At 48.7% G+C, this 24827-nt stretch carries 19 protein-coding genes; 7 read left to right on the top strand and 12 right to left on the bottom strand.

Annotated features, from left to right (window positions below; genetic code table 11):
* The first annotated feature begins 179 nt into the window (after positions 1–179).
* A complete protein-coding gene (locus tag FSU_RS13620) occupies positions 180–2744 on the top strand; it encodes a VPS10 domain-containing protein (protein ID WP_014546950.1) in 2565 nt (854 codons plus the stop codon).
* A gap of 94 nt (positions 2745–2838) precedes the next feature.
* A complete protein-coding gene (gene tsaA, locus FSU_RS13615) occupies positions 2839–3516 on the top strand; it encodes a tRNA (N6-threonylcarbamoyladenosine(37)-N6)-methyltransferase TrmO (RefSeq protein ID WP_014546949.1) in 678 nt (225 codons plus the stop codon).
* 43 nt (positions 3517–3559) lie between these two features.
* Here tsaA and FSU_RS13610 read toward each other — a convergent pair whose 3' ends face one another.
* Positions 3560–4789 (bottom strand): sialate O-acetylesterase, encoded by a 1230-nt coding sequence (locus tag FSU_RS13610; protein WP_014546948.1) that lies wholly within the window; start codon positions 4787–4789, stop codon positions 3560–3562.
* A gap of 152 nt (positions 4790–4941) precedes the next feature.
* Here FSU_RS13610 and FSU_RS13605 point away from each other — a divergent pair, with 152 nt between their 5' ends.
* Positions 4942–5514 (top strand): hypothetical protein, encoded by a 573-nt coding sequence (locus FSU_RS13605; RefSeq protein ID WP_015732259.1) that lies wholly within the window; start codon positions 4942–4944, stop codon positions 5512–5514.
* Here the strand turns inward: FSU_RS13605 and FSU_RS13600 are convergent.
* The 6 genes from FSU_RS13600 to FSU_RS13575 all read right to left on the bottom strand — a co-directional run bounded on the left by FSU_RS13600 (position 5511) and on the right by FSU_RS13575 (position 12103).
* Positions 5511–7568: a transglutaminase-like domain-containing protein gene (locus tag FSU_RS13600; RefSeq protein WP_014546947.1), complete on the bottom strand. Its 2058-nt coding sequence runs from the start codon at positions 7566–7568 to the stop codon at positions 5511–5513. The genes FSU_RS13605 and FSU_RS13600 overlap by 4 nt on opposite strands.
* The gene (locus tag FSU_RS13595) at positions 7565–8797 is read right to left on the bottom strand and encodes a DUF58 domain-containing protein (RefSeq protein WP_244263655.1); all 1233 of its coding nucleotides are present in this window, start codon (positions 8795–8797) and stop codon (positions 7565–7567) included. The genes FSU_RS13600 and FSU_RS13595 overlap by 4 nt, the downstream gene beginning before the upstream one ends.
* 120 nt (positions 8798–8917) lie before the next feature.
* Positions 8918–9829 carry an AAA family ATPase gene (locus tag FSU_RS13590; RefSeq protein WP_014546945.1) on the bottom strand — a complete coding sequence of 304 codons (912 nt, stop codon included), beginning with the start codon at positions 9827–9829 and terminating at the stop codon, positions 8918–8920.
* A gap of 54 nt (positions 9830–9883) precedes the next feature.
* Positions 9884–10648: a glycosyltransferase family 2 protein gene (locus FSU_RS13585; protein ID WP_014546944.1), complete on the bottom strand. Its 765-nt coding sequence runs from the start codon at positions 10646–10648 to the stop codon at positions 9884–9886.
* Positions 10629–11675 (bottom strand): NAD-dependent epimerase/dehydratase family protein, encoded by a 1047-nt coding sequence (locus tag FSU_RS13580; protein WP_014546943.1) that lies wholly within the window; start codon positions 11673–11675, stop codon positions 10629–10631. The genes FSU_RS13585 and FSU_RS13580 overlap by 20 nt, the downstream gene beginning before the upstream one ends.
* A complete protein-coding gene (locus tag FSU_RS13575; protein ID WP_015732258.1) occupies positions 11675–12103 on the bottom strand; it encodes a hypothetical protein in 429 nt (142 codons plus the stop codon). The genes FSU_RS13580 and FSU_RS13575 overlap by 1 nt, the downstream gene beginning before the upstream one ends.
* A 184-nt stretch (positions 12104–12287) precedes the next feature.
* Here FSU_RS13575 and FSU_RS13570 point away from each other — a divergent pair, with 184 nt between their 5' ends.
* The gene (locus FSU_RS13570; protein WP_015732257.1) at positions 12288–13169 is read left to right on the top strand and encodes a hypothetical protein; all 882 of its coding nucleotides are present in this window, start codon (positions 12288–12290) and stop codon (positions 13167–13169) included.
* Positions 13170–13267: 98 nt separating this feature from the next.
* Here the strand turns inward: FSU_RS13570 and FSU_RS13565 are convergent, their stop codons facing one another.
* From FSU_RS13565 to FSU_RS15975, 4 genes are all read right to left on the bottom strand, one after another.
* Positions 13268–13978 (bottom strand): queuosine precursor transporter, encoded by a 711-nt coding sequence (locus tag FSU_RS13565; protein ID WP_015732256.1) that lies wholly within the window; start codon positions 13976–13978, stop codon positions 13268–13270.
* Between the two features lie 2 nt (positions 13979–13980).
* Positions 13981–14457, bottom strand: coding sequence for a preQ(1) synthase (gene queF / locus FSU_RS13560; RefSeq protein WP_015732255.1), 477 nt, complete (start codon positions 14455–14457; stop codon positions 13981–13983).
* Between the two features lie 91 nt (positions 14458–14548).
* The gene (locus FSU_RS15980) at positions 14549–16063 is read right to left on the bottom strand and encodes a fibrobacter succinogenes major paralogous domain-containing protein (RefSeq protein ID WP_014546941.1); all 1515 of its coding nucleotides are present in this window, start codon (positions 16061–16063) and stop codon (positions 14549–14551) included.
* The gene (locus FSU_RS15975; RefSeq protein ID WP_049858428.1) at positions 16056–16796 is read right to left on the bottom strand and encodes a hypothetical protein; all 741 of its coding nucleotides are present in this window, start codon (positions 16794–16796) and stop codon (positions 16056–16058) included. Before FSU_RS15975 ends, FSU_RS15980 begins: the two co-directional genes overlap by 8 nt.
* Before the next feature lie 161 nt (positions 16797–16957).
* Here FSU_RS15975 and FSU_RS13545 point away from each other — a divergent pair, with 161 nt between their 5' ends.
* The 3 genes from FSU_RS13545 to FSU_RS13535 all read left to right on the top strand — a co-directional run bounded on the left by FSU_RS13545 (position 16958) and on the right by FSU_RS13535 (position 23962).
* On the top strand, positions 16958–19246 hold the full coding sequence (locus FSU_RS13545) for an endo-1,4-beta-xylanase (protein ID WP_014546939.1): 2289 nt from the start codon (positions 16958–16960) through the stop codon (positions 19244–19246).
* 252 nt (positions 19247–19498) lie between these two features.
* Entirely contained in the window at positions 19499–23353 is a 3855-nt protein-coding gene (locus tag FSU_RS13540; protein WP_015732253.1) for a DEAD/DEAH box helicase, read from the top strand.
* Positions 23354–23413: 60 nt separating this feature from the next.
* Positions 23414–23962 carry a pyridoxamine 5'-phosphate oxidase family protein gene (locus FSU_RS13535; RefSeq protein WP_014546938.1) on the top strand — a complete coding sequence of 183 codons (549 nt, stop codon included), beginning with the start codon at positions 23414–23416 and terminating at the stop codon, positions 23960–23962.
* Positions 23963–23985: 23 nt separating this feature from the next.
* Here FSU_RS13535 and FSU_RS13530 read toward each other — a convergent pair whose 3' ends face one another.
* Positions 23986–24702 carry a fibrobacter succinogenes major paralogous domain-containing protein gene (locus FSU_RS13530; protein ID WP_015732252.1) on the bottom strand — a complete coding sequence of 239 codons (717 nt, stop codon included), beginning with the start codon at positions 24700–24702 and terminating at the stop codon, positions 23986–23988.
* Between the last annotated feature and the right edge of the window lie 125 nt (positions 24703–24827).

The following is a 24827-nucleotide window of genomic DNA, read 5'->3' as shown; positions in this document are numbered from 1 at the left end:
CCGAAAATCAACTGATTTCGGGGATTTTTTTGTTTGAAAAACAATCCCCCGCACGCCCCAAATGTTCTCAAAAATTTTCTCAAATTAAGGTTTATATAACAACCGCTTTTTCAAATATTAATATATATTAACGATAGTATAAGGGTTTTAATTGTTCTCAAAATTTCAACGGAGACGATATGTTTGGTAAAATTTCATTGATCGGCATCGCCACTTTGGCAGCTCTCGCCACGACCGCAAACGCCGAAAAGTACGAATGGGGCAACGTTCGCTTTGACGGCGGTGGATTCGTTTCTGCCGTGATGTTCCACCCCAAGGCCGAGAATTTGCTTTACGCCCGCACTGACGTGGGCGGTATCTATCGCTTTGATTTTCAAAATAAGACTTGGATTCCGCTGATGGACTTCATCTCGGAAAACGACAAGGGCCTTTACGGTACCGAAGCCTTTGCTCTCGACCCCAACGATCCCAAGCGCATTTACGTGCTCGCAGGTACCGGCTATTTCAGCAAGGGCCGCACGGCCGTGCTCCGCAGTGAAGACTTCGGCGCCACCTGGGACACTAGCTATGTGGAAATGCTCGCCCACGGTAACGGCATGGGCCGCCAGACCGGCGAAAAGCTCGCCGTGGACCCCAACAAGGGAAACATCATCTTCTGCGGTAGCCGCACCAAGGGACTTTACAAGAGTACCGACTACGGCAAGACCTGGACAAGCGCCTACAAGGTCGCCCTTTCTACCGCCACAGAATCCAGCCTGAACGGCGTGAACGGCATCAGCTTCGTGATGTTCGACGAATCGCAGGGCAAGAACGCCGACGGTTCCACCAAGACCATCTACATCGGCATTTCCGAAACCAAGGATAATTTGCAGGTCAGCCATGACGGCGGCGCTACTTGGGAAGCCATCAAGGGCGTCCCCACTGGACTCATGCCGCACCGTGCAAAGATTGTTGACGGAGACATGTACGTGACATTTGCTGACGGCCCCGGTCCGTATAACATCGCAAGTGGTGGTTTTTACAAGTACAATATCGCTGGAGGCACGTGGACCGACCTTACCCCGAGTGACTCCGTGGAACACGAAGGCAGCACCACCAAGAGCTACGAAAAGGACAAGAGCTCTTACGGCGGCGTCGCCATTGACCCCAAGGACAAGAACCACATTGTGATTTCGACATTGGGCAAGTACACCGGCCGCCACGTGACCAAAGACGAAAAGGAAAACTACGGCGACCGCATCTATGCCACCACAGACGGCGGCAAGACTTGGAATCACGGCCAGCACTACAACGACATTCCGAACATTGACGCCAACGGCACCGACTGGATCCCGGGCAACGCCATCCACTGGGCGGGTTCTCTTGAAATCAACCCGTTCAACAACAAGCAGGCCTGGGTCACTAGCGGTAACAGCATCTTCATGACCGAAGACGTCTCCGCAAAGGTTCCTCTTTGGAAGTTCATGTCCAAGGGCATCGAAGAGACAGTGCCGCTCGACATCGTGAGCATTCCGGGAGGCCCGCTGGTCACCGCTATTGGCGACTACGACGGCGCCGTTTATACAGACATCAAGCAGAGCGCACAGCGCCACAAGCCAACCATCGGCACCACCGAAAGCATGGGTTACGCCCCGCTCACCGGAAGCTTGGTTCGCACAGGTGTGATTACCGTTTACGGCAAGTACGATTCTCAGAATTTCAACGTGATGTACCGCAGCGATGACATGGGCAAGACATGGGACAGCGTAAAGACCACACTCAAGGGCCCGAAGGGCTTGGTGGTACTTTCTGCTGACGGCAAAATCATGTTGCACCGTCCAGACCAGGGCGCCACCGTTTACCGATCCGACGACAATGGTGCCAGCTGGACCGCCGTTGAAACCGGAACGCAGACAAACTATTCCCGCATCGTCGCAGACCCGGTGGATCCCAAAACGTTCTACGTCATGGGCGGCATGGGCTCGCTTTACAGATCTACTGACGGCGGCAAGACTTTTGCAGAAGCTGAAGCCCGTTTGCAAAACGAACAGGCTGGCGAATACTACAACGGTGGCGGCCTCATCCGCACCGTTCCCAAGAGAGAAGGACATCTGTGGGTTCCCATGGACCAAGCTCAAGTCTGGCAGCCCAAGGGATTCACGGAATACGGCCTCGCCTACACTGAAGACGGCGGCAAGAGTTGGAACCGCTGTGAAGGCGCTTCAACCGCAATCGCCGTGGGTATCGGCAAAGCTAAGGAAGGAGCCGACTACGAGACCATCTTTATCTGGGGAGCAGCAAAGTCTGGCGATCCGATTGGCATTTACCGCAGCACCGACAAGTGCAAGACTTTTGAACGCGTCAATGACGACATGCACCAGTTCGGCGGTCCGGGTAACGGAAATTTTGTACAAGGCGACATGAACACCTTCGGCGTTGTTTACATGAGCACCGTGGGTCGTGGCACCATCGTGGGCGCTCCGGAAGGCACTGAATTTGTCGAAGTGACCCCGACCGGACTCAACACCGCTAAGATCAGCTTGGGCAAGGTAACGCTCACGCAGCAAAACAGAACCTTGCAGGTGAACGTCCCGAGCGAAAGCAAGCTCGAAGTCATCGCACTGAACGGCAAGACGCTCCTCACCGCAGACGTGAACGGCAACAGAAGCGTAAGCCTCAAGAAGCTCCCGACCGGCAAGTACATTGCAAAGGTTGTCGGTACTAACGGCAAGTTGCTCTTGAAAAAGTCCATCGCCATCAAGTAAGTTTCAATAATCACAAACCCACACTTAAAAAGGCTAGAGTGCAAAGCGAACGCTTGCAAACTCTGGCCTTTCTTTTTTGCTATGTTGTTAGGCGATGCAAGAACTGACGTTTAAAATCATTGCGCGTATCAAGAGCGATTTTCGCGAGAAGTTTGGCATCCCGCGACAGAGCGGGCTTGTGCAGAACTTGCGTTCAACCATACGCTTCGAGCCGGAATTCCGCAATGCCGATGCACTCCGCGGTCTTGAGGGTTTTAGCCACTTGTGGATTATGTGGATTTTCTCGGAGAATATTCGCAGCACGTGGAGCCCGACCGTGCGCCCGCCGAGACTCGGCGGGAATAAGCGTCTCGGCGTTTTTGCCACGCGTTCAAGTTTCCGTCCGAATCCGGTAGCACTTTCTTGCGTGAAGATTGAAAGGATCCACCTTGACGGTCCTGAAGGCCCGGAAATTGTCGTTAGCGGTGCAGACCTTATGGACGGCACCCCTATTGTGGACATCAAGCCGTACCTCCCCTACACGGACGCGCACCCCGAAGCGATTGGCGGTTTTGCAGACGCAGTGAAGCAGAACAAAGTACACGTCAAAAATCCTGAAGTACTAACAAAGCTGAGTGCAGATAAACGCACAGCGCTTATTGAAGTCTTGGAACAGGACCCGCGCCCTGCTTACCAGAACGATCCCGAGCGCGTTTACGGATTCAATTTCGCCGAATTCGAAGTCAAGTTCAAAGTCGCAGGCGACGAGCTGGAAATCGTGAGCATAAAGTAAAAGAGCCCCGTGCGAACACGGAGCCCTTTGCGTGAGGAGAGTATCAACGCAAATTCACTCGTTGTACAACGTGAGACGACGAAGTCACCACGCTCATCATGTAGACGCCCGCAGGAACCATCTTCTTAGAAATCAGGACATCGCTTGACCCCGCTCTCAGCATGCGATTGACACTCGCCACTTCCGTACCAAGCGCAGAATAAAGGCGGATATTCACAAAACCGGAATGGGCCAACGAGATCGGAACCTGCAAAAAGTCTCCCTCAAAATGCACCTTGCCCACACTGACCGAGTAAATCGCATTCGGTATAACGATTCCACCCGTCGTAGAGCTAGAGGATTCAACACTCGACGAACTTTCCTCAACAGACGAGCTTGATTCTACAGAAGAACTCGATGGAGTTTCGCTACTGCTCGATTCGGCGACAGGCTTGATCTTATCGCCAAGAACTTCAATCATCTTTTCGGCATAGCGCTTGCCAAAGTCACGATATTCCTGCGAAGTAAAGTGGACATTCTGCCCATCGCCAAGAGCCTGATTAAATCCTTCGGATGAAACTACATAAAAGTTTTTTGACTGTTGCGGGAGTTTAGCGATATTGTTGTTAGCGCCCTTGCTAGAGCCGCTACGCAACACTTCGCCCGCAAGGAACGGCACATCATTGCCAAGACCCAAATCCTTAATAATGTTATCGTAAACCTTTTTGACCTTGGAGGGCCATTGACCGTCACCAGCATCCGTTTCACCCTGGTGGAAGATGATCCCCTTGATGACACCATCTTCTTGAGCCTTCTTAGCCATTTCAATCAAGCGACCGTAAGGATTTCCACCATATTCATTAATGCGCTGCGTCATCCAGCTCTGCTGGGACCTAGCATAATTGGCATAGCCATCCTTGTCGAACAGTTGGATACTGCACCCGGCAACTGCCACGACGATAACACCCACCTTAATTTTAGAATCCGTCTTTTCGACCATCGTGCGGCCAAAATAGTCCGTAGGTCCAAGTTTTGCGCCCTGACAATGCGCCAACGGAGGCACTGCCGTAGCCCATTTTCCCTTAGTTTTCCCTGAACAAAAACCATTATTTGCCGCCCAGAGCACCTGGAAACGTTCGTCAACGGTCTTATCCTGACTACCGACGTCCCCCTGGCCCTCCATATTGGACTGGCCAAAAGCAAGATAAATGTGGAAATTTGGGTCTGGAGCAGCATTAGCCATGACGGCAACCCCCAAGCCAAAAAACAAGCTCACAAAACGCGAGACTTTCATCCTTTCACTCCTTGAGGCCTTGGCGACCTCCCAACAACTATCTGAAATATATTTTCGATTATCCCTTTTATGTTAAATCTTTGGAAAATCGCGTTGTAGGATTCTGCAACATTGAATTTTTTATATATATTCCGATTAAAAAGAGGACTTCTATGACAATCAAGATTTTGGCTTCCCTAGCTATTGCTGCAACAATGTTCACCGCTTGTAGCGAATCAACGACAACACCCCCGCCCTCCAAGGCTGAACAGTGCGCAGCTGGACTTTCCACAGACTGCCTTATGGGTACCTGGAGCATCAATGGCCCCACGCTTGCCAAATCCGTTACTAGCGAATTCGGAACCGATATCACCTACGTTCTTGACCCAAGCCACAATTTGTCAGCAAGCCCCGCAACACTCAAATTCTATGTTGACCCCGAAAAGAAAACGAACTCGTTTGAATTCACCAACTCGTCCTTGAGCAAAGCTGATTGCAAAACAGCTACGGGCAAAACCTACGGCATTTGGGACATTGTCGGAACATCACTCCACCTTTATGCACGAATCGGCAACGATTGCATGGCTACAAGCGATGCAACCATCCCTGTTACAATAGCAACCGAAAGCGGAATTGTCAAATTAACGTTCCAGTCCATTTTCTTCATGGAACCGGAAATGAAGCAGTCCGACGCCATTGAAAAACAGACGGCAATCGAAGTCTACAATTTCGTATCTGCCGATTAATTCTCTCGCCAGCGGTTGCGTTCGTATTCACGCAGCTGATTTAAGGCGATAGACAAATTTTGTTCAAAGAGCGAGTCCTTGGGGCTCGCCTTTTTTGTTGTCAGAGCAGTCGCCCGCGCGGTATCTAAGGCTTGTTCTACACGTTTAGCAAAAGCGGAAACCGTCTCACCGGGAACCCGATTGAAGCCAAGTCGTGCAAGGCGTTTTTCAGCATCGGTTAGGAGCGCAATCCATTGGGCCGCATTTTTAGAGACCTTTTGTTGGTTTAACTGACGACGATGCCCACGGAACTTGAGCAACGCAAAAACTAGGAGCAAAGCCACAAGGACTATATAAAGAACGGAACTTGAAACAAGGCGTTCCGAAGCGGTTTGCCAACTATCAACAACACGACGCCATTCACCGTCCTTGAGCAGATGCATCACGTAAGAGAAGCGACCTTTCACACCTTCGAGCTTTGTTGAAAGCCAAGAGGGTTTAGCAAAAGTCATTTCGGTCAATGGGGGTGTCGGGTCAAAAATGAACCACTTACGGTCAATGTAGACTTCTACCCAAGCATGGCTATGACGGCGGCGGAATATAGAATAAGGACGACCAGGAACGTGTTCAGGGCGAGCAAAGCCGGTCACGTAACGCGCAGGGATTCCCTGATGACGCAAGAGGAGTGTCGCAAGCGTGGCGTAGTACTCGCAATAACCTTCCTTAGTTTTCCAGAAAATGCTCAAAGGGTCGGTTTTTGAATTTGGAGTTCTACCGGGAACGATATACGAATACTTAAAATTATGGATAAAATACGATTCTATTGTTTTTAAAGTTTGGACCGCAAATTGAGTGGAGTCAAGATGCGCGGTCGGAAGAGACATCGCTGAGGCGATTGTATCTAGGAGAGCCTTATCTCTATTCGGGATTTGCATGAAATCAGAAAGGCTATCTGACGCCACCGATGGTGCTGCCGACGAGTCCACAGATAAATGCGCCGAAGATTCCGCTGATGAATGCGCCGCCATCGCAAGAGTTTCCGCGGAATCAGGCACGTAATAATACCAATCACTACGCGTACCGTTTGCATCTGCAAAAACATTCGTTGAATAGTAATTCAACGAGTCTGCATTTTTGCTCGCCACGCCCACAACATTCGCAGGCGCAAACATAAAGCCGAAATTGTTGAGAGTCGCTTGTACCCAAACGTCTTTGACGTTTGGCGCTGCCGCCGCGGAATCTTCCGATTCAAAGACTGCATAATCCACTCGATAACGCGTTGGATAAAGTTTCTTTTCAGCCTTCGTCGGGAGCTTCCAAATGCCAGCCACATACTTTTCATAGGCGGCAGCACGTAGGTACGTGGGTGCAAGCGTATCCCAAACTCGGAGGACGATTTCACTATTGTACTTGGAATTGTAATTACTGGAGAAGGAGCCCAATGCCGCCACGGGATCGAAACCCATCACGCGATTCTTGACGTAATATTCTTCGGCCCAGCGGCCACTGTAATAGCGATTGCTTTTCCAATATTTAAAACCGAGATACGACGAACCGCACAAGCTCGCATAAAGCAACACGAAAAGCAATCGTTTGTAAAGAGCAACACGCGGACGTCCAAATGCATATACCGCAAGCAATAGCGCCACAATTGCACTGATGACGCTTGCGCGAGGCGCTTGGAATAGCCCCATGAAAAGTGCGGCAACGCCATTAAACACGACAAAGACTTCGTAGCCGCCATTCCCGAGACTCCGCTTTTGCAGCCACGCCAAATAAAGTAAGTACCAAGCCGGAATAAAGACCAAATACGGCGAGACGCCCATTTCAACGCTCGGCGTGAGCACCCACCACAACGCGCATGGGACTATCGCACCGTATGCGAAAACTTTTCTGTAACGCGGGATTTTTCTCTGGTTCGTCGCGGACTTTGAAAGCAAATACTGTTTGACGTGAACCACAACAAACAACGTCGCAACAAGAAAGCCAAGAATTTCAAGGTCGCTTGAAACGCCCAAATTGATAGAGACAATGCAGAAAAAAATAGTCTTGCAAATTTCACGGAAGTTCATCATAGACTCACCTCCGCTTCGCGAGAATTTCCAAGTGGACGCTCGGAAATCGTTCGTTCACGACGCAAACGTTCTTGAAACGCTTTTTCAAGATGCGCTGCGTTCACAGACAAAACATCGTCAGAAATTGCGGTCTTTGATTCGTCCGTCAACTTGGAATGCGCATCCAAAATCACCTGCTTATGCACAAGCGGATCTTCAGTCGCGAAAAGCCCCATGCGAAGCACAGGGCCAAGCGGGCGCGCCGCTGGCGACCAAAGCTTCTGCGCACCGGTCGCATTCCGAGATGCGCGCGTTTCCAGCCAAGACGCAGCCGGGATCCGCGCAAGCGCTTCCAAGAAGCTCACCCCGCCATCACCCTGCACAAGCGCAATTTCGTCATCGCCAATGAAGAATCGCCCAAGTGCCTTACGTTCCAAAAGCCACAAGCCTACGCCAGCCGCCAAACGAATTAGCATTTCAACGGCTGATTTTTCGCGCAAACTACGAGCCGTCACATCCAGCACGAGAATCGCACCCGCGCCACGTTCCGTTTCAAACTCCTTCGTGAATGGCTTGCCGTAACGTGCAAAAGCCTTGTGATGCAAATCGCGCAAGGAATCGCCCTCGCGGTATTCTCGCACGCCCAGAAAATCCATCCCGCGCGTAAGACTCGGCATCAACAGCGGCGCAAATACAACACCGCTCGCGCCCGATGTCAAAAATGAGAACGTTCCCACGCGAAACGGTCGCGGAAACACAAGCAATTCCGCTTTCCCGACATTTGCCGCATAACGCAAAGCGCCATTGATTTCCGGGATAATCACAGACACTTTTGGGATTTCAAATGCGCCGCGTTTTTTCGTCTGGATTTTGCAAGTAAGTTTTGCCATCTCGCCAGCAGCAATCGCCACAAGCGTAGACTCTTCGCATTTGAGCGATGGATCCATACGGAAACATCCAAGCGACACTGCATTTAGCTTGTCTTCAGCAGTAACGTGCAAGTCAATGGTCAACGTTTCGCCCTCGTAAACATTCCGAACAGAAATGTCACCAGTCTTGAACTTGCTCTTGCGTACGGTCATGAAAAGGCATGGCACAAGCGCTAAGAAATACATGAAATCCAAACCGCAAAACACCCACGCCGCCCAGAATCCAGGCACCGCACCAGCAAACATTGAGAACAACATCAGCGTTGCCGCTGCATGCCCCACCTGCGTAAAGCCTTCTTGCCAAATGTAGTACAAACGCATCAAGAGTCCCTTGCGCTTGGGACTTCTTGGAATAGCGTTTATGAAAAAACGGAAAAGGGACATGCAGGTTATGAGGTATGGGGTCGCGCCAAAGGCGCTTTGGGGTTGCGAGGTTGATTTTTATTTCGGTATTTTCACCTGTTTCAAGATGCCTTCGAGAATTTGTCTGGAGGCGCCGGGCGTGTTCGAATCTTTAGCAAACACACGATGTTCCATCACCGGGAAGAACACATGCTGGATGTCATCGGGATTCACGAAATTGCGACCCGCGACATACGCGCAAGCTTGCGCCATCTTGATGAGGTTGATTCCCGCACGCGGACTTGCCGCCAAACGCACCGCCGGATTCACACGCGACGCCTGCACTAGCGAAACCACGTACATTTCAAGCGATTCATCAATGTGAATTTTGCGAACATCATTCCGCACTGCAATAATTTCATCGGGAGTTGTCACCGCCTTGAGCGTATCAAGCGGTCGTCCATCGCGATGCGCACGCAAAATGCCAAGTTCCGTTTCCGCCGTCGGATACCCAAGGGAAAGGCGCACCAAGAATCTATCCATTTGCGCTTCAGGTAACGGAAACACGCCATGAAATTCCACAGGATTCTCGGTTGCAAGCACCATGAAAAGTTTCGGGAGCGCATGGCGCTCACCTTCCAGCGAGACCTGGCGCTCTTCCATCGCTTCCAAAAGCGAGCTCTGCGTTCGCGGAGACGCTCGGTTGATTTCATCCGCCAAGAGCACCTGCGTAAAGACCGGCCCCTTTCGAATTTCAAACTCGCCCGTATTCGCCTTGAACACAGCGCCACCCGTCACATCGGCAGGGAGCAAGTCCGGCGTAAACTGGATACGCGCAAAATCCGCGCCAATCGCTGCGGCAAGCGCCTTTGCAATCGTCGTCTTGCCCGTTCCCGGCACATCCTCGATAAGCACGTGACCATCGGCAAGGAGCGCCATCACAAGCATTTCCACCTGATCCTGCTTACCTAGCAGAACACCATTTAAAGCATGAATTAAATCTTTAACCATGCTTATAATATATGTTTTAGATGAAAGACGAGAGACGAAAGACGAGAGAAAATACTAAAAAAGCATTCTTCGCCAGATTTGGCGCAAAACGCGCATGCCGTACGTGACTACGTTGAGGTTCGATTTTTCATCGGCGTAACGCGTCGGGATCGGGAGTTCCGCAATCGCAAAACGGCGAGCATCGGCAATCGCAATCAGTTCCAAATCAATATCAAACGACATGCTCAAGCGATTCAGATCAACGGTTTTTAGGAACCGCGAAGAATAAACGATAAAGCCACTGTGACGATCTGTAAGTTTCACACGGAATGCCAAATTCTCTAGCGAAGTCAAGAAAGCTCCGCCAACGCGCTTGTACAAAGGCATACCACCACGCTTTGCGTCCCCCGCTATTGCATGGCGCGAGCCTTGCAACAAATCAAGATTGCAATTTTCCATTTCAGCAAAGAACTCGCCCAACTTTTCAGCAGGATATTGCCCGTCTCCGTGCAAGCAAGCGACAAACGCCGCACCAGAAGCAATCCCCTCAGCCAGCCCTTTTTTGACAACAGCACCGTAGCCGCAATTTTGTTCAAATTTAAAATATTCAAAATGCGATTTGAGATTGCGCGCATTTTCCGCGCTCTCCGCATTTTCCACGCAACTTGACATAAAGCGATCATACGCTTGCGCCGTTCCATCACGCGAACCATCGTCAATCACAAGCACATGCGCACGTGCCAAAACAGATTCTTCAATTTTGCAGAGAACTTCGCCAAGCGTACTTTCAACGTTGTACGCAGGAACGAAGATAAAATAATCAATTGATTTCACATCCATAGTGATTTACAAACCACGTCAACGATTCGCGCAAAACAACGTCAATCGGAGTCTTGGCCTTAAAGCCGAGCAAACGTTCCGCTTTTTCGACAGACGGCAAACGGCGCATGGAATCTTCGTAACCTTCGCCGTAATATTCCACGCCAGACACAACTTCCGGCTCAGGAATCGTTTCTACACTCACGCCCTTAATTTCGGCAAAGATCTTGCACATTTTATTGGCGAGCTCTGCAATCGTGAGTTCGTTATCCGGGTTCCCGATGTTAAACGCCTGCGAGAAGGCGACATCACACGCTTCAAAAAGCGCGAACATAAAATCGACCGCATCAAAGACGCTCGTGAAACTGCGCTTTGCAACACCGCCATTCACAAGCTTCAGCGGCTCGCCGCGAACAAGCGCCGACGAGAAATTAGCAAGCACTCGTGGAATGCCCGAGCCATCGACGCCCGGCATAAAATCCATGAAAGGTCCGACAAAGTTGAACGGTCGAACCACGGTCCACTTCAAATTCTGGAGACCTGCAATATAACGTTCCGTCAAAAGTTTTGCAGTCGCATAGCTCCAGCGGCTCGCCATTACCGGCCCAAAAGTAAGCTCGGATTCATCTTCAACGAGCAAGCCCGAATCGGCCGACGTGCGCCCGTAAATCTCGGACGTCGAAAAATGAATCAGCCAGGAGCCCGACTTTGCACAAGCATCGGCCAACGCAGCCGGATGGTCGTAATTGCTGCGAATGACTTCGGGGGCTTCTGCCATGTAGCGGCTCGGCACGCAAATTGCAGCCAAATTCACGACAATCGGATATTTTGCAATTCGTTCAACGACGCTCTTATCGGCAAGGTCTGCGACCATGAACTCGCACCGTTCGTCGTTCAGCCGGTGCTGGATTCTATAAAAATCCAAATCAACGCCAAAAACGCGCCACTTGGTGCGCGTCAAAATAGCGTCGAGAAGGTGACAACCAATAAAACCACCGCAACCAACAACGGCTACGGTGATACTAGAATCGTTGAACTGGAGGTTCATTACTTAACAATGAAGAGTTCGGAGTTGTTGCCCTGATTCTGCTTGTTGTACGGAGCAACGCGAATAATAGCGTGCATGGTAGCTTCAACGCCTCTGTCGGCATCAAGCTTGACCTTCACTTCGTTACAGGTCTTGCCATCCATTACAGCGTCGTAAGCTTCATCGAGCAAATCAAAGCCTTGATCAGAAGTTCCGTTCTTGAAGATGATGCGGTAGCCATTGTCTTCGACATCCGTACCGAAAACGACCGTAATTTCATCACCAACCTTAAAGGTTTCGCTAACAGTCGGAGAAACAACCTTAACACCACCCTTTACAGAGCAGTCATAAGTGGTCTTGGACGGACCAGCCGGGGAATCATCATCATCGCCACCGCAAGCAAAGAAAGCAAGGGAGCTAGCCAAAATCAAAGCATGTGAAAACTTCATAAAACCCTCTTTAAAGTTTTTGGTTTGATAAAGATAATATACAAATTTACACGCCCAACGCAATTAATCTAAATCACATTGCGATATTGAGCCGGATTCAAATGCCCATTTGTATAGTTTACGCATGTTAGTTTTTTTTTACAATTCAGCAGATTCAAAAATACCCCTAACCAGGAACTTTTTTATGGGAAAAACTATAATTTCGCTCGCATTAGCCACAGCATTTGCCATCCCTTCCTTCGCGCAAGATATCATCTCCATGAAAAACGGAACCCGCGAAGAAGCAAACATCCTCGAAATTGACGAAACAACGGTCCGCTACAAGAAATTCAACAATCCCGAAGGCCCGACTTACACGGCAAAGAAAGAATCTATCAGCGAAATCACGTACAAGAACGGGACCAAAGAAAACCTTGACAACAAGCCGCAAGAGCTTTCGCCCGAAAAGAATCCGAACTCCGTTTGGTGGACGAAGGCTAAAGAAACCAAGCTCGGTTTTTGGATGGATCCGCTAGGTTTTGCCCAGTGGGGACCGATGATCGGTGTTTCCATCCGTGTCGGAAGCAATTTTGATGTTAAGGCGCATGTGAGATATTATAATCATGATTTTCCTTTTAATCATGAAACATTTGACGATTACGATCATGAGTATTATTATGATGGATATTCTCATTATGAAAGAGGCTATTTCGACCAAGGCTTCGGCATTGGTTTGGAATTCAGTAAACTATTCGCCACAACTCATGGAAACTGGCATGCAGGTTTCCTCACAGAAATTGCAACAATACAAGCCGATCATTCTTATGGTTTTGAATACAGAGACCGCTATGAAAAAAACAACGATTCCTACAGATACAACGATTATTATACCACCGATGGTGGCGTAACAATTGACTTATCAATCACCCAATACATATTTGCACTGACTGGCGGTTACACATTACGCTTCAGCAACAGGTTCTTCATAGATTTTTCTCTCCATTCAGGGATACTTCTTCAAATCCTAGATGAAACGAACCCCTATTTTTACGCTGACGCAAGCCTAAAACTTGGAATTGAACTTTAATTATGTACTTCCCGCGAAAGCGGGATTTTTTTTGCTCTACAAAAAGGAGATGCACTGTCGGAGCAGGGCATGACAAATAGCGCTAACAGCGCCATTCCTTAATCTTTCAGCAGTTCCGGGTGCTTTTCGGAGATGCGGCGGGCAAGGTACACAAACGGAGTGTCCATAAAAGTCGTGATGACAAAGATGCCGTAGCCAAACACGAGAATTTCGCCAATGGTATTCCACGGGAAAACGCCCGCAAACGCAAGCAAGTTGAACACGAGCACATTCATCAGCTGGCTTACAAGCGTCGAACCATTGTTGCGGACCCACAGGTAACCCTTCTTATCCTTAAACTTTTTCTCGGTCCATTTCCACCAGGCATGATACGCCCAGACATCGAACATTTCGCAAATGGCGTATGCAAATAAGCTAGCCAACATCACGCGGGGCGTATTCGAGAACACCGTACGGATCGGTTCCGCCATCGTATCGCCTTCGGCGGGAATGTACAAGAACCAGCTCTGCGAAATGAGGATAAACGTCACATTCGCGAGGATGCCGATTTTCACGCAGCGGCTAGCCTCTTTTTTGCCATAGATTTCGCTCATCATGTCCGTTGCGAGGAAGGAGGATGCGAAAATGACATTGCCGAGCGTCGTGTCGAGGCCAAAGGCGTGCACGAGAATCAAGACTTCGATATTTGCGGCAATCGTTGCAATGACAGTCCAGGCAAAAATGCCCTGCTTACCGAAAAAACGGAAAAAAACAACCAAGCCTCCAAAGAACACAAAAATGGAGGCTATCATAAGGAGTTCGTTTTGCACGATTACTTTCTCCTATCGATAGCGGCGAAGAGGCGCGTCTTGGCGATAGCTTCGAATTCGGTACCCGGCTTGCCATAGTTTGCAAACGGATAAAGAGAAATGCCACCGCGCGGCATAAAGATGCCTTCGACTTCGATGTACTTCGGGTTGAGCAATTTCACCAAGTCCTTCATGATGATGTTCACGCAGTCTTCATGGAAATCCCCGTGATTGCGGAACGAGAACATGTAAAGCTTGAGCGACTTGGATTCCACCAAATACTGGTCCGGAATGTAGTTGATCTTGATTTCGGCAAAGTCCGGCTGACCGGTTTTCGGGCAAAGGCTCGTGAATTCCGGGCAGTTGAACGTGACCATGTAATCGTTACCCGGATGCTTGTTCGGGAACTTTTCGAGCACTTCGGGGCTGTAAGTGGTCTTGTACTGGGTCTTGTTGTTGCCGAGCAGCGTAACGCCTTCGAGTTCAGCTTCTGAACGCATAAAGTCTCCTAGTTTTGTTTTAAGTCAGGATGGGTTTCGAACTGACAGATTTGAACGCAAAGATAGAAAATTTCGCACTTCAAAAAAAGGACTACTCTTCGGATTCATCCTCAGTCTTTATGCAGCGAACAGAAAATCCACGTTCCTTTTCGTTATAAACACTAGCAGTCATCGACATATAATCTCTTCTATAATCAAAGAAGACATAAACCGCTAAATTAAATTCTTTACCTTCCTCGGCAGACCAGAAGTTCGCAAACAAACCGTCATCATCAAATTCCGTTTGACTGAAATCCGCATGAGCATCAGCATATCTTCCATAATAGGCGCCCACCGGAATTACAGAAAATCCATAGGGATCTGTCGACGGCTTATAGTTTGAAGCTTTCCAACCCTTAGATGACATCAAAAGTCCCGAAGAACCGTCAACCTTTTTTACATAATCTGCTAAAGTACGCCATTCAGTAGAATCAGGGATATGCCAACCATCTGGGCAAATTCCCTGATGCGGATATTGAATATCTTTATCATACCAACTGAGTCTATACTTCGTAGAGATATTCATCGCAGCGGTCCACGAATAAAGCCTACCTCCAACATCGCAGTTTTTATCTTCTTCCTGATAGCACTTGGCATTACCGACCAAATTATAATTATCCTTATCGTAATAGTTCAGATTTTCAGCCATCCAAGTCTGAGTACCAATAACGACCGTCTTATATTCCTTACCATCACGGGTATCCTTTAACTTGCCGTAATTCACTTCACTATTCATGTAGTATTCTTTCGGATGGTCGTAAGTCGTTGCTGGGCGCCAATATCCATTGCCCCCATCGCAGATATAAATTTCATTGCGCGGGGTCGTCATAAACTCTCCAGCCCTCTTGGCAGTACAAGCTCTTTCATAAAGTTTTTCAGTGGAGAACATCATTCGCCATACATTGTCTTCACAGACATAGTATTCACCGAGATTTTTGCTATTACCATTTTTCAGCTGAACATAATCACCATCATTTTCATCCGTGCACGCACCAAAGCCATAAGCTTCACCAACAAACAAGCTTACATACTTTTCGAATGCCGGTACTTGAGGATTGATTTCTTCGAGCATCTGGCGAATGCCGACCATCCCATACGAATAGGACATAATCCAGTCTGCCATAGAAACTCGCATTTTTTCGCTGTTGTCCCAAGTTCCATCTTCTTCAATATTATTAGCAATGCTCGTAAGACGACTCAACAAATCCGTTTCTTCCAAATCTCCCTGTAAAAGAATCGATGCGGCAAGCAATTTGGCATCGTCCGATGTTTTACCAAAAATCGTCAAATCCTCAAAAGGATGGTTAGCACCACCAAAACCAAAAGCCTTCATGATTTCCTGTTCAGCGGCAGCCTTTGCCGCAGGAACATTTTTATACTCGCCACTCTTGGTAAAAAGATAGACCACACGCTTATAAGCCAAATGCATCAGCACATTGATGTTTACGCTTTCTCGATCTTTCAAGTCAACAATACCACGCAAAGTCACCGGCGATATTGAATTTTTGAACAAGTTTTCATTATAGTAATTGCCATTGACTTGTAACTGAGCATATTGACTAGACAACGTAACCTTTGGAGAGGTATAGCCCCCCCCCCTGTTTACCAGTCACTTCCCATTCAAAGTTTGTTCCGGTTAAATCAAGCTCACCATCAAGTTCAGACAATTTAACGGTACTTCCCACCGCAAAAGGTCCCTTTTCAGCAACCCCCTTAAAGGATTTCTTATTAATTGCAATCGTCTTTACATCTTCTCCAGAACCAACGACACTAGAACTCGATTCGGGAGCGACACTAGAACTTGACTTTTGCGAACTACTAGACTTTTGAGAACTACTGGACTTATCGCGAGAATCAGAAGAAACTGCCTTAGACGACGAGGATTTTTTGTCGCCTGAATCAGACGAAGTTATCTTCGATGACGAAGAACTGTTCTTAGAAGAAGAGGATTTATCCTTAGACCCAGCCGATTCTTCCTTAGACGAAGAGGAGCTATTCTTCGAATCGGAGGATTTCTTTGAAGACGAAGAAGTCTTTTCATCACTGGAACTAGATAATTTCTCAACTTTTTCCCACTTTTTATCTAGGCAACGATAGTCTATTTCTTCATCCTCAACAAAAATGACAGTGCCATCCCTATCGGATGTACACTTACCTAAGTCAAAAATAGACTCCACACTTGATCCGTCCGCCGGAACATTATTGGATACGGAAGAAGGTTCAGACGGGGAATCTTCACCGCAGCCCACTAAAAGTAATGCCGATATAAACGGAAGCAATGCTAGTCTATTCTTTTTCATATTATCCCTAAATTGAGTATACAAAGCAATGTATATTTACGTGGATTTATGCAATAATAGATATTTTGTCAATGAAAGATTTCTAGATAAGAGTAATTTTCCTACGTTTTCTAGGTAGTTTTATTATTACGTGTTGTAGCCATCAAAATTCAGGGGTCGCAATGAGTATAAAATCAACGGTATTTAAGGTGCTTGCCTTTTCCTTTGCCGCATCGATATTTTCTTTTGCGGGTGTAGGCATGGCCGATGGTGCTGCAAAATTTCTGGGCAACACGACCACTTTGGGCGAAATCCCTGATAATTTTGGCACCTACTGGAACCAGATTACTGCCGAAAACGAATGCGTTTGGGGTCATGTTGAAAAGACACGCGGCGAATACGACTGGACGGGTTGCGACTTTGTCTATAACTGGGCTAAAAAGAATAAAGCCATTTTCTCGTTTCACACCCTGTTGTGGGGTTCGCAAAACCCGCAGTGGTTGATCAAACTTGATATTGACGAAACAAAAAAGGCTTGGACTGATTGGATTGATGCGGTTAAAGAACATTACCCCGACCTCGAAATGATTGAAGTGGTCAATGAGGCCGTCAAATCGGGCAACAACTACCACTCCAGTTTTACCTCTTCCAAACTGGTTGAGGCGCTTGGCGGCGATAACGGCAACTACGAATTTGTAGTGACGGCATTCAAGATGGCACGAGAACGCTGGCCAGAAGCCATCCTGATTTACAACGATTACAATACCATCCAATGGCAAAAAGTAGAGGGTATCGACCTTCTCAAGAAAATAAAGGCCCAGGGGGCGCCAGTTGACGCTTACGGAATGCAGTTCCACGAAACAACCGCACAAGGGACAGGCTATTATTGCCTAAATACATCCTTACTTAAACGCTCCCTTTACGAAGCACACGAACAGACAGGACTCCCCATATATATTACTCAATACGATGTCGGTTCCATAGACGATGAATTTCAAAAAAAATGCTACCAAGAACATCTCCCAATCCTGATGGAAACGGATTATGTTGCCGGCATAACACTTTGGGGATACATTTATGGCAAAACTTGGCTTTCTTGTAACGGTTTAGAACAAGGTTGTTCCGGCCTTATCAAAGACGGAGTAGAACGCCCGGCATTGACCTGGCTCAAGGAATATTTCAAGAATCCGAACGCCCGTTACGGCCGTGGCCTTGCCGATGGAGCGACAAAGTTCTTCGGGAACATGATTGCCGACAAGCAAGAAATCCCCGAGGATTTTCAAGCATACTGGAATCAAGTTTCGCCCGAAAACGCATGCACTTGGACCGTTATTGAAAAAGTGCGTGGCGAGTACGATTGGTCAGGCTGCGACCGTATCTACTATTGGGCGCAAAAAAACAATGTAAAGTTCAATTTCCGTAGCTTGCTTTGGGGAACCCACACCCCCAATTGGCTGAACAACCTTGATGTCGACGAAACCAGGAAGGCCGTTGAAAATTGGTTTGACAAAGCCGCCATGCGTTACCCCGCACCTTACATGATCGAGGTGGTAAACGGAGGTTCCCGCGACAGCTATGGTCACTATCATTCTGGATTCGGGAGCGGCAATAAAATCATCGAAGCTCTCGGTGGCGACAATGATGACTACAAATTCATAGCCACGGCGTTCAAGATGGCTCGCAAGCGCTGGCCCAAAGCCATCCTAACCTTGAACGACTACGATGATTACGGCTGGAAAAACAATCAAGGCGCCGAAGTTATCAAAAAAATCCAGGAGCAGGGCGCACCCGTCGATGCGTACCAAATAATTTTCGCCACACTCGTCCAAGGATCCGGCCCGGATGCGCAATGTTTTAGCTCCGAACGCATTCAAAGCGGCATTCAGGAAATCTACGACAAAATAAAGCTTCCGTTGTTTATCACTGAATATAGCGTCGGCACGAATAACGACAGCCTCCAAAAAGCATGCTATTCCGAACATATCCCGCTCTTTATGGAATCGGAATACATTGCAGGTGTAAACCTTTGGGGCTACCTTTACGAAGTCGGATCTAGTGTATGGGCAGATGAATCGAATCCCGGACTTATTAAGGACGGCGTGGATCGCCCTGCAATGACTTGGCTCAAGGAATACTTCAACGAGCACTTCTACGACAGCAAGAACATGTCGTACAATAGAGGCATCGAGAGACATCCGCTAGATTCGCTTGATTCAATCGCCTTGGAACAGCCGATAGCCATTGACGATAACGGCGGCAAATTCGGCAACAAGATTCGCTTAGAACAGAACACGCTCCAGAATTACGATGTATTTGATGTGCAAGGCGTACGCTTGGGCAACCTTTCAGCCTACGGCTTTAGCGATGCAACAGCAAAACTCAAGTCTGCCAGCACCGCGAAAACCTCGGGAATCTACTTCTTGCGCAGCCGCACCACCGGCAAAATGCAAAGCGTTAGAGTTGCGAGATAAGGAAGTGACGGTAGACGGCAATAAATGCCGTCTACTAGATTGTTATTCCCGGCGCCTGTCCTCGCTTGACGGGGATGACCGGGAATCTCCTTCTAATGAAAAGAGCCAGTACGATTTTATTCAATCCCATCTTTTTCTCCTTAAGTTTACCTCAAATATAAAAAACAATTTGTAATTAATGTCCTATTTATCCTCACGGTTTAGCCCGCCGTTCATTTGTTCATTTGAGCACTTTTTATTATATTTGGGCGCATGGATTTTGGAAGTTACGGAAAGACTTGGTGGGCAAACAAGTGGTTGAGTTCAATTCTCGCAACCGCTAGCGAGCAGGCTGTTTTGCAGGGGCTCAAGTTCGCCGCACGTGGCCAGGTGACAAGCATCGACATCGTTGATAACCGTGTGATATCCGTAGTGAAAGGCCCGAATGGCGGGCTCCACAACAACTACATCGTCTTCCCGAAATTTTCTAAGGAATCTTCCGAAGTCTTCGTGAGCTTTTTGAAGCAGCAACCGGCGGAACTTTTGGCTTTAAACAACAAGGCGCTTAGCCCTTCGCTTGAACTTTTAATGAGCAAAAGCGGACTCCAGCTGTTTGACGATCCGGCCAAAGTCAACATGGGTTGCGACTGCCGCGATGAGCGCCCCTGTAAATACCTTGTTGCCACATTTTTGAAAATCGCAGAACAGGCGGACAAGGAACCGAACGTCCTTTTCAAAATTCACGGGCTCGACCTGGAATTTATCAAGGACTACAAGCCGGATGCGATGGAAATGGAAGCGCCCAGCGAAACTAATCTCGTGAGGTCGTTCAGCAAGGCGACAAGACTCGTAGGCACAAGCGCCGAAAACGCATCTGCTATCGGAACTGCCGCCGGGGATAGTGACGAACACGAAGCACAAAACGCCGCCGAACTTTCTCACGCAGAAGACGCGAGCGCAAGTTTATTTGGTGGGTATAAAGGTTCGGGACGCGAATCGCAAAATAGCATCCCTCCCAAGCAACTGCCTACATTTGATTTCAAGAGTTGGAAAGACTACTCGCACATTTTGCCCGCGATGTTGCAAAACTTCCCGAAGTTCTGCCCCGCCGGGAATTTCCGCAAGAGTTTTACGGATGAACTAGAATCGTGCCACAAGTTCTTCACCGACTTCGAGAATTTTGACGCATTCTCGGAACAGTTCCGCGTGAACAACGCAAAGACGTTCCTAATGGAAAACGAGCAACTGCGACTGTTCCACAAGCCCGGATGGCATTGGAATTTCGAGCAGTCCATGGCCGACAAAGTCATCAATAGCAACCTCACCGTCACAAACGTGATGGGAGCACTTTGCTGCCTGAGCGCCGGGAATTTCTCGTGGCACCATTACTCCGTGCGTTACTTGCACTTGATGTTGCAAGTGGCTTTTTACCTTGTGCGCACCGGAGCGATTTATCCGCAAGTTTTCTGGATCGGGAAAGACGTAGCGCAAATGCGCTGGCTCCCCGCCGAGATGCTCCCCGAGATTCTATACATTGTCGCAGACCTCGAAGTCACCGCCCCGCGAGAACTCGCGTGGACAAGCAAAGAAGAATCCTTCTTTGAAATTGCGGAACCCGCCGAGCACATTCTTTCGCTGTTCATCTCGCAGCTCCTGAAATTTGCACGCAAATACAAGACGCCGCTCAAGACGAATCACGGCAATTTGCTCTCGTTCTTTTTCGATAGCGTTTCAGGGAAGCTCGCAAACAACGCTCACGCCATTCCGGGGAAAATCCAGCAATGGCTTTCGGTATATTCTTGCCTCGGTTGTCGTACGCAGATTCTCTTTGTCTGTAGCGAAATGGATGAAGATGTGGCGCTGGACGTTTTTGTACTTGACGAAGATGCTGCGAGTGCCGCCGGAAATATCGCAAGACGCACGCCGCTTTCGGAATTATTCGAAAACAACGACTCACGATTGCTCTCGATTATGAGCGTTCTTAACGGCATTGCCGATGGCTTCAAGCCGCTCGATGCATACTTGGAACGCCGTGCAAGCGAACCGATTCTGATGCGAGGCGCCGAACTCCTCGACTTTTTGCAGGATTGCCTCAAAAAACTCCAACTGTTCGGCATCCAGACGGAAATTCCAAAGAACCTTTTGAACATCGGAAAGCCAAAGCCCAAGATGCGCTTGCAAGGCAGCATGAGCTTTGGAGCTTTTACTGCCGGCGACCTGCTCGACTTTGATTGGGAAATCGCCATCGGCGATGAAAACATTTCGGCAAAGGAATTTTTTGAACTTGCCGAACAAGCGGATGGACTTTTAAAATACAAGTCCAGTTACGTGCAAATTACCGAACAGGATTTGCAATCCATCCGCGATAAAATTGAAGGAAAGTCCAGCGATTCCGCGAAAAACAGCAAAGGCAAAAAAGCCGCAGATGATGCCGAGGGTGCCGCGACCTCCACAGACGAAATCCTCGAAGAAGATTCCGCTCCAGAAATCACGCAAGCCAAGCTCGTACAAGCTTGCTTCACCGGTGAATGCGACAACATCCCGGTGGAAATGGCAAGCGATTTCAAACAACAGTTCGACGCCTGGCGCGCCGAAACAGAAATTCCGCTGCCCGAGAATCTAAACGCGACACTCCGCCCCTACCAAATGCGCGGCTACTCCTGGATGTACAAGAATCTGGAAATTGGATTTGGTTGCATTCTCGCCGATGACATGGGCCTCGGCAAGACGCTACAAGTCATTACGTTCCTCCTCAAGATGAAACAAGAGGGTAAATTTGCGGAGAAAAAAGCCATTGTCGTAATGCCCGCCGGCCTCCTTTGCAACTGGCAAGTCGAAATCAAAAAATTCGCACCGGAACTCACGTTCTTTGCATACCACGGAGGCCGCCGTGACCTACAAAAGTTCAGCGCCGACGTATTACTCACGACATATGCCACGTTCCGCAAGGACTTTGCCGAACTCGACAAGCACGAATGGCAAACGATTATCATCGACGAAGCACAAAACATCAAAAACGCCGATAGCGAACAGAGTAAATTGCTCCGTCGCATGCGCGCCCCGATGAAAATCGCGATGAGCGGCACCCCGGTCGAAAACCGCCTCATGGAATTCTGGACCATCATGGATTTTGCGAACCACGGATTCTTCCCGAGCGCAAGTGAATTCCGCGAAAAGTTCGAAACACCCATTCAAAAGAACGGCAACCAAGTCGTCGCCGAAACATTCCGCAAAATCACAGCACCGTTCATGCTGCGCCGCCTCAAGACCGACAAGAGCATCATCAGCGACTTGCCCGACAAAATCATCCAGGACGAATACGCCGAACTCACGCGCTCACAAGCCGCCCTTTATCAAAAAACGCTCGAACACTTTATGCAAGAGCTTGAGATGGAGCAGGCGCTCAGCGAAAAGGCAAACGATGCCCACGCACTATTCAAGCGCAAGGGCATTATTTTGCAGATGATTCTTGCCCTCAAGCAAATCTGCAACCACCCCGCCACATTCCTGAAAGGTCTCGCCGCAACCTCAGCACAAGACGCCGCGGAAGTCCCTACAGAAAGCGCCGCGCCCCAAAAGTCCAATAAGCTCGAATCTGGCAAGATGCAAATGCTCCTGGACCTTCTCACATCTATCCAAGAGCAAGGCGAAAAGACGCTTATCTTCACGCAATTTGCCGAAATGGGCCACCTGTTAAAATCCACCATTGAAAGCGAACTCGGCCTCCGCACGCATTTCTACCACGGCGGTTGCACACAAACGCAGCGCTCCGAAATGATCCAGGATTTCCAGGAAAATCCGGACTGCAAAGTGCTCATTCTCTCGCTCAAGGCAGGAGGCACCGGCCTCAATCTCGTCGCAGCCTCGCAAGTCATCCATTACGATTTGTGGTGGAACCCCGCCATCGAAGCGCAAGCCACCGACCGCGCCTTCCGTATCGGCCAAAAGCGCAACGTCCAAGTCCACCGTTTTATCACCAAAGGCACCTTCGAAGAGAAAATCAATGCGCTCCTCGAAACCAAAAAAGCCATCGCCAACTTGACCGTGAACGCCGGCGAAACATGGCTCGCCGACATGGACGACAAGCAACTCGCCGAAGTCTTCTGCCTAGACAACACGATTGTGTAGAAATTTCAATCGAAGCCTATATTATATTTAAAATCGAATATCGAAAAAAGTTGAGGTAAAATGCGGCGCAAGGACAGAGAAGTTTTAGGCGACGAAAACATCGCAAAGATCATCGAACAATGTACAACTTGTCATGTAGCAATGACGGATGATGCAGACCCAAGCATGCCCTACATCATTCCGCTGTCGTTCGGATACAGCCTAAACAACGGCGTCTTGGAGCTGTATTTTCATTGCGCACATGTAGGCAAGAAACTCGACTGCATTCGCAAAAATCCGAATGTCGCGTTCAGCATGTGCGTTGAAAACCGCATCGAAATTCACGAAGACGTTTATTGCAAAAGCGGTCGCTTTTACGCAAGTGTCGTCGGGCAAGGCAAGGCTGAAATCGTCGAAGACATCGCTGAAAAATGCCGAGGACTCTCGCTCCTAATGGAACGACAAGCCACCAAAGCGCCGCAATCCGCAAGTTTCACGCATTCCATGCAATCCGCCTCACCACACCAATTCGAATTCACGCCCGAACAAGCCGCCACCGTGACCGTTTTCAAGATAACGAGCACTAACTTTACCGGAAAAGCGAAAAACGACAAGGCACAAAAGTGCTAGAAAAATCCTAGCACGCTACACATTTAGTCCTTGACACAACGAACAGAAAAGCCACTGCTCTTGCCGAAGTCGAATGTGCTTATTGCCGCGTTACCGTATTTGGACAAGTACATGTAGTACGCAGTCAAGTTATCGACCTCTGTAGAACTCCAGAAGTACGCATAGTCGCCCGTGCCCTCGTGATTATAACAGTCGCCCGAGCCATAGGGACCAACACTGATACCGCTGTAGCCAACAGGCAACGCCGAAAACGAGAAATCATCCGTATTGCCGTAATTATTCCAATCGGTTGTGGACTTGAGTCTTGTATCGATGTGTGCCAGTGGGTCGCCGAGTTTGACTGCATTGAATAGGGTACTCCACTCGTCTTGGCTTGGCAGGTGCCAACCACTAGGGCAAGCCGTTGTCGCCACATCCCACGTGTACAGGCGACCACCGTACTCGGCGCATTTTGCGCAGTAGCTCTGAGTGAAGTAGCCACCTGGTGCGTAGTTCACATTTACGGTCTTCATCTCGGCGCATCTAACGCAGCAGCTGCCTTTTGTTTCGTAGTTCAGATTTTCGGCCATCCATGTCTGCGAACCGATGACAACCGTTTTATAGACCTGCCCATCGCGAGAATCAGTGAATGGGATTATTTCCGCAGCCTGAATTGGAGACGTGCCCACAGAATCTGACGAAGAATCCCCACACGCCCACAGCAACAGAACAGGAGCAAATAACAAAATTTGTTTGGTCATAACACTACACCTTAGCAAAAGCACTACTAAATGTAAAAAAGAGCGATACATTGTCAAGTTTTTATTTTCGCTCATGTGTTTTACGATAGCACATGTTCCGTTTTGGGACATGTGAGAGAAAAAAC

This window comes from Fibrobacter succinogenes subsp. succinogenes S85 (genome assembly GCF_000146505.1).
Classification (GTDB): domain Bacteria; phylum Fibrobacterota; class Fibrobacteria; order Fibrobacterales; family Fibrobacteraceae; genus Fibrobacter; species Fibrobacter succinogenes.
The sequence above is the reverse complement of the archived record's forward strand: the minus strand, read 5'-3'. Positions and strand labels throughout refer to the sequence as shown.

Bases quoted from the DNA above. Each gene is read 5' to 3' on its own strand.
- FSU_RS13620 (WP_014546950.1), top strand. From the start codon at position 180: ATGTTTGGTAAAATTTCATTGATCGGCATCGCCACTTTGGCAGCTCTC.
- tsaA (WP_014546949.1), top strand. From the start codon at position 2,839: ATGCAAGAACTGACGTTTAAAATCATTGCGCGTATCAAGAGCGATTTT.
- FSU_RS13610 (WP_014546948.1), bottom strand. From the start codon at position 4,789: ATGAAAGTCTCGCGTTTTGTGAGCTTGTTTTTTGGCTTGGGGGTTGCC.
- FSU_RS13605 (WP_015732259.1), top strand. From the start codon at position 4,942: ATGACAATCAAGATTTTGGCTTCCCTAGCTATTGCTGCAACAATGTTC.
- FSU_RS13600 (WP_014546947.1), bottom strand. From the start codon at position 7,568: ATGATGAACTTCCGTGAAATTTGCAAGACTATTTTTTTCTGCATTGTC.
- FSU_RS13595 (WP_244263655.1), bottom strand. From the start codon at position 8,797: ATGCGTTTGTACTACATTTGGCAAGAAGGCTTTACGCAGGTGGGGCAT.
- FSU_RS13590 (WP_014546945.1), bottom strand. From the start codon at position 9,829: ATGGTTAAAGATTTAATTCATGCTTTAAATGGTGTTCTGCTAGGTAAG.
- FSU_RS13585 (WP_014546944.1), bottom strand. From the start codon at position 10,648: ATGGATGTGAAATCAATTGATTATTTTATCTTCGTTCCTGCGTACAAC.
- FSU_RS13580 (WP_014546943.1), bottom strand. From the start codon at position 11,675: ATGAACCTCCAGTTCAACGATTCTAGTATCACCGTAGCCGTTGTTGGT.
- FSU_RS13575 (WP_015732258.1), bottom strand. From the start codon at position 12,103: ATGAAGTTTTCACATGCTTTGATTTTGGCTAGCTCCCTTGCTTTCTTT.
- FSU_RS13570 (WP_015732257.1), top strand. From the start codon at position 12,288: ATGGGAAAAACTATAATTTCGCTCGCATTAGCCACAGCATTTGCCATC.
- queF (WP_015732255.1), bottom strand. From the start codon at position 14,457: ATGCGTTCAGAAGCTGAACTCGAAGGCGTTACGCTGCTCGGCAACAAC.
- FSU_RS15975 (WP_049858428.1), bottom strand. From the start codon at position 16,796: ATGAAAAAGAATAGACTAGCATTGCTTCCGTTTATATCGGCATTACTT.
- FSU_RS13545 (WP_014546939.1), top strand. From the start codon at position 16,958: ATGAGTATAAAATCAACGGTATTTAAGGTGCTTGCCTTTTCCTTTGCC.
- FSU_RS13540 (WP_015732253.1), top strand. From the start codon at position 19,499: ATGGATTTTGGAAGTTACGGAAAGACTTGGTGGGCAAACAAGTGGTTG.
- FSU_RS13535 (WP_014546938.1), top strand. From the start codon at position 23,414: ATGCGGCGCAAGGACAGAGAAGTTTTAGGCGACGAAAACATCGCAAAG.
- FSU_RS13530 (WP_015732252.1), bottom strand. From the start codon at position 24,702: ATGACCAAACAAATTTTGTTATTTGCTCCTGTTCTGTTGCTGTGGGCG.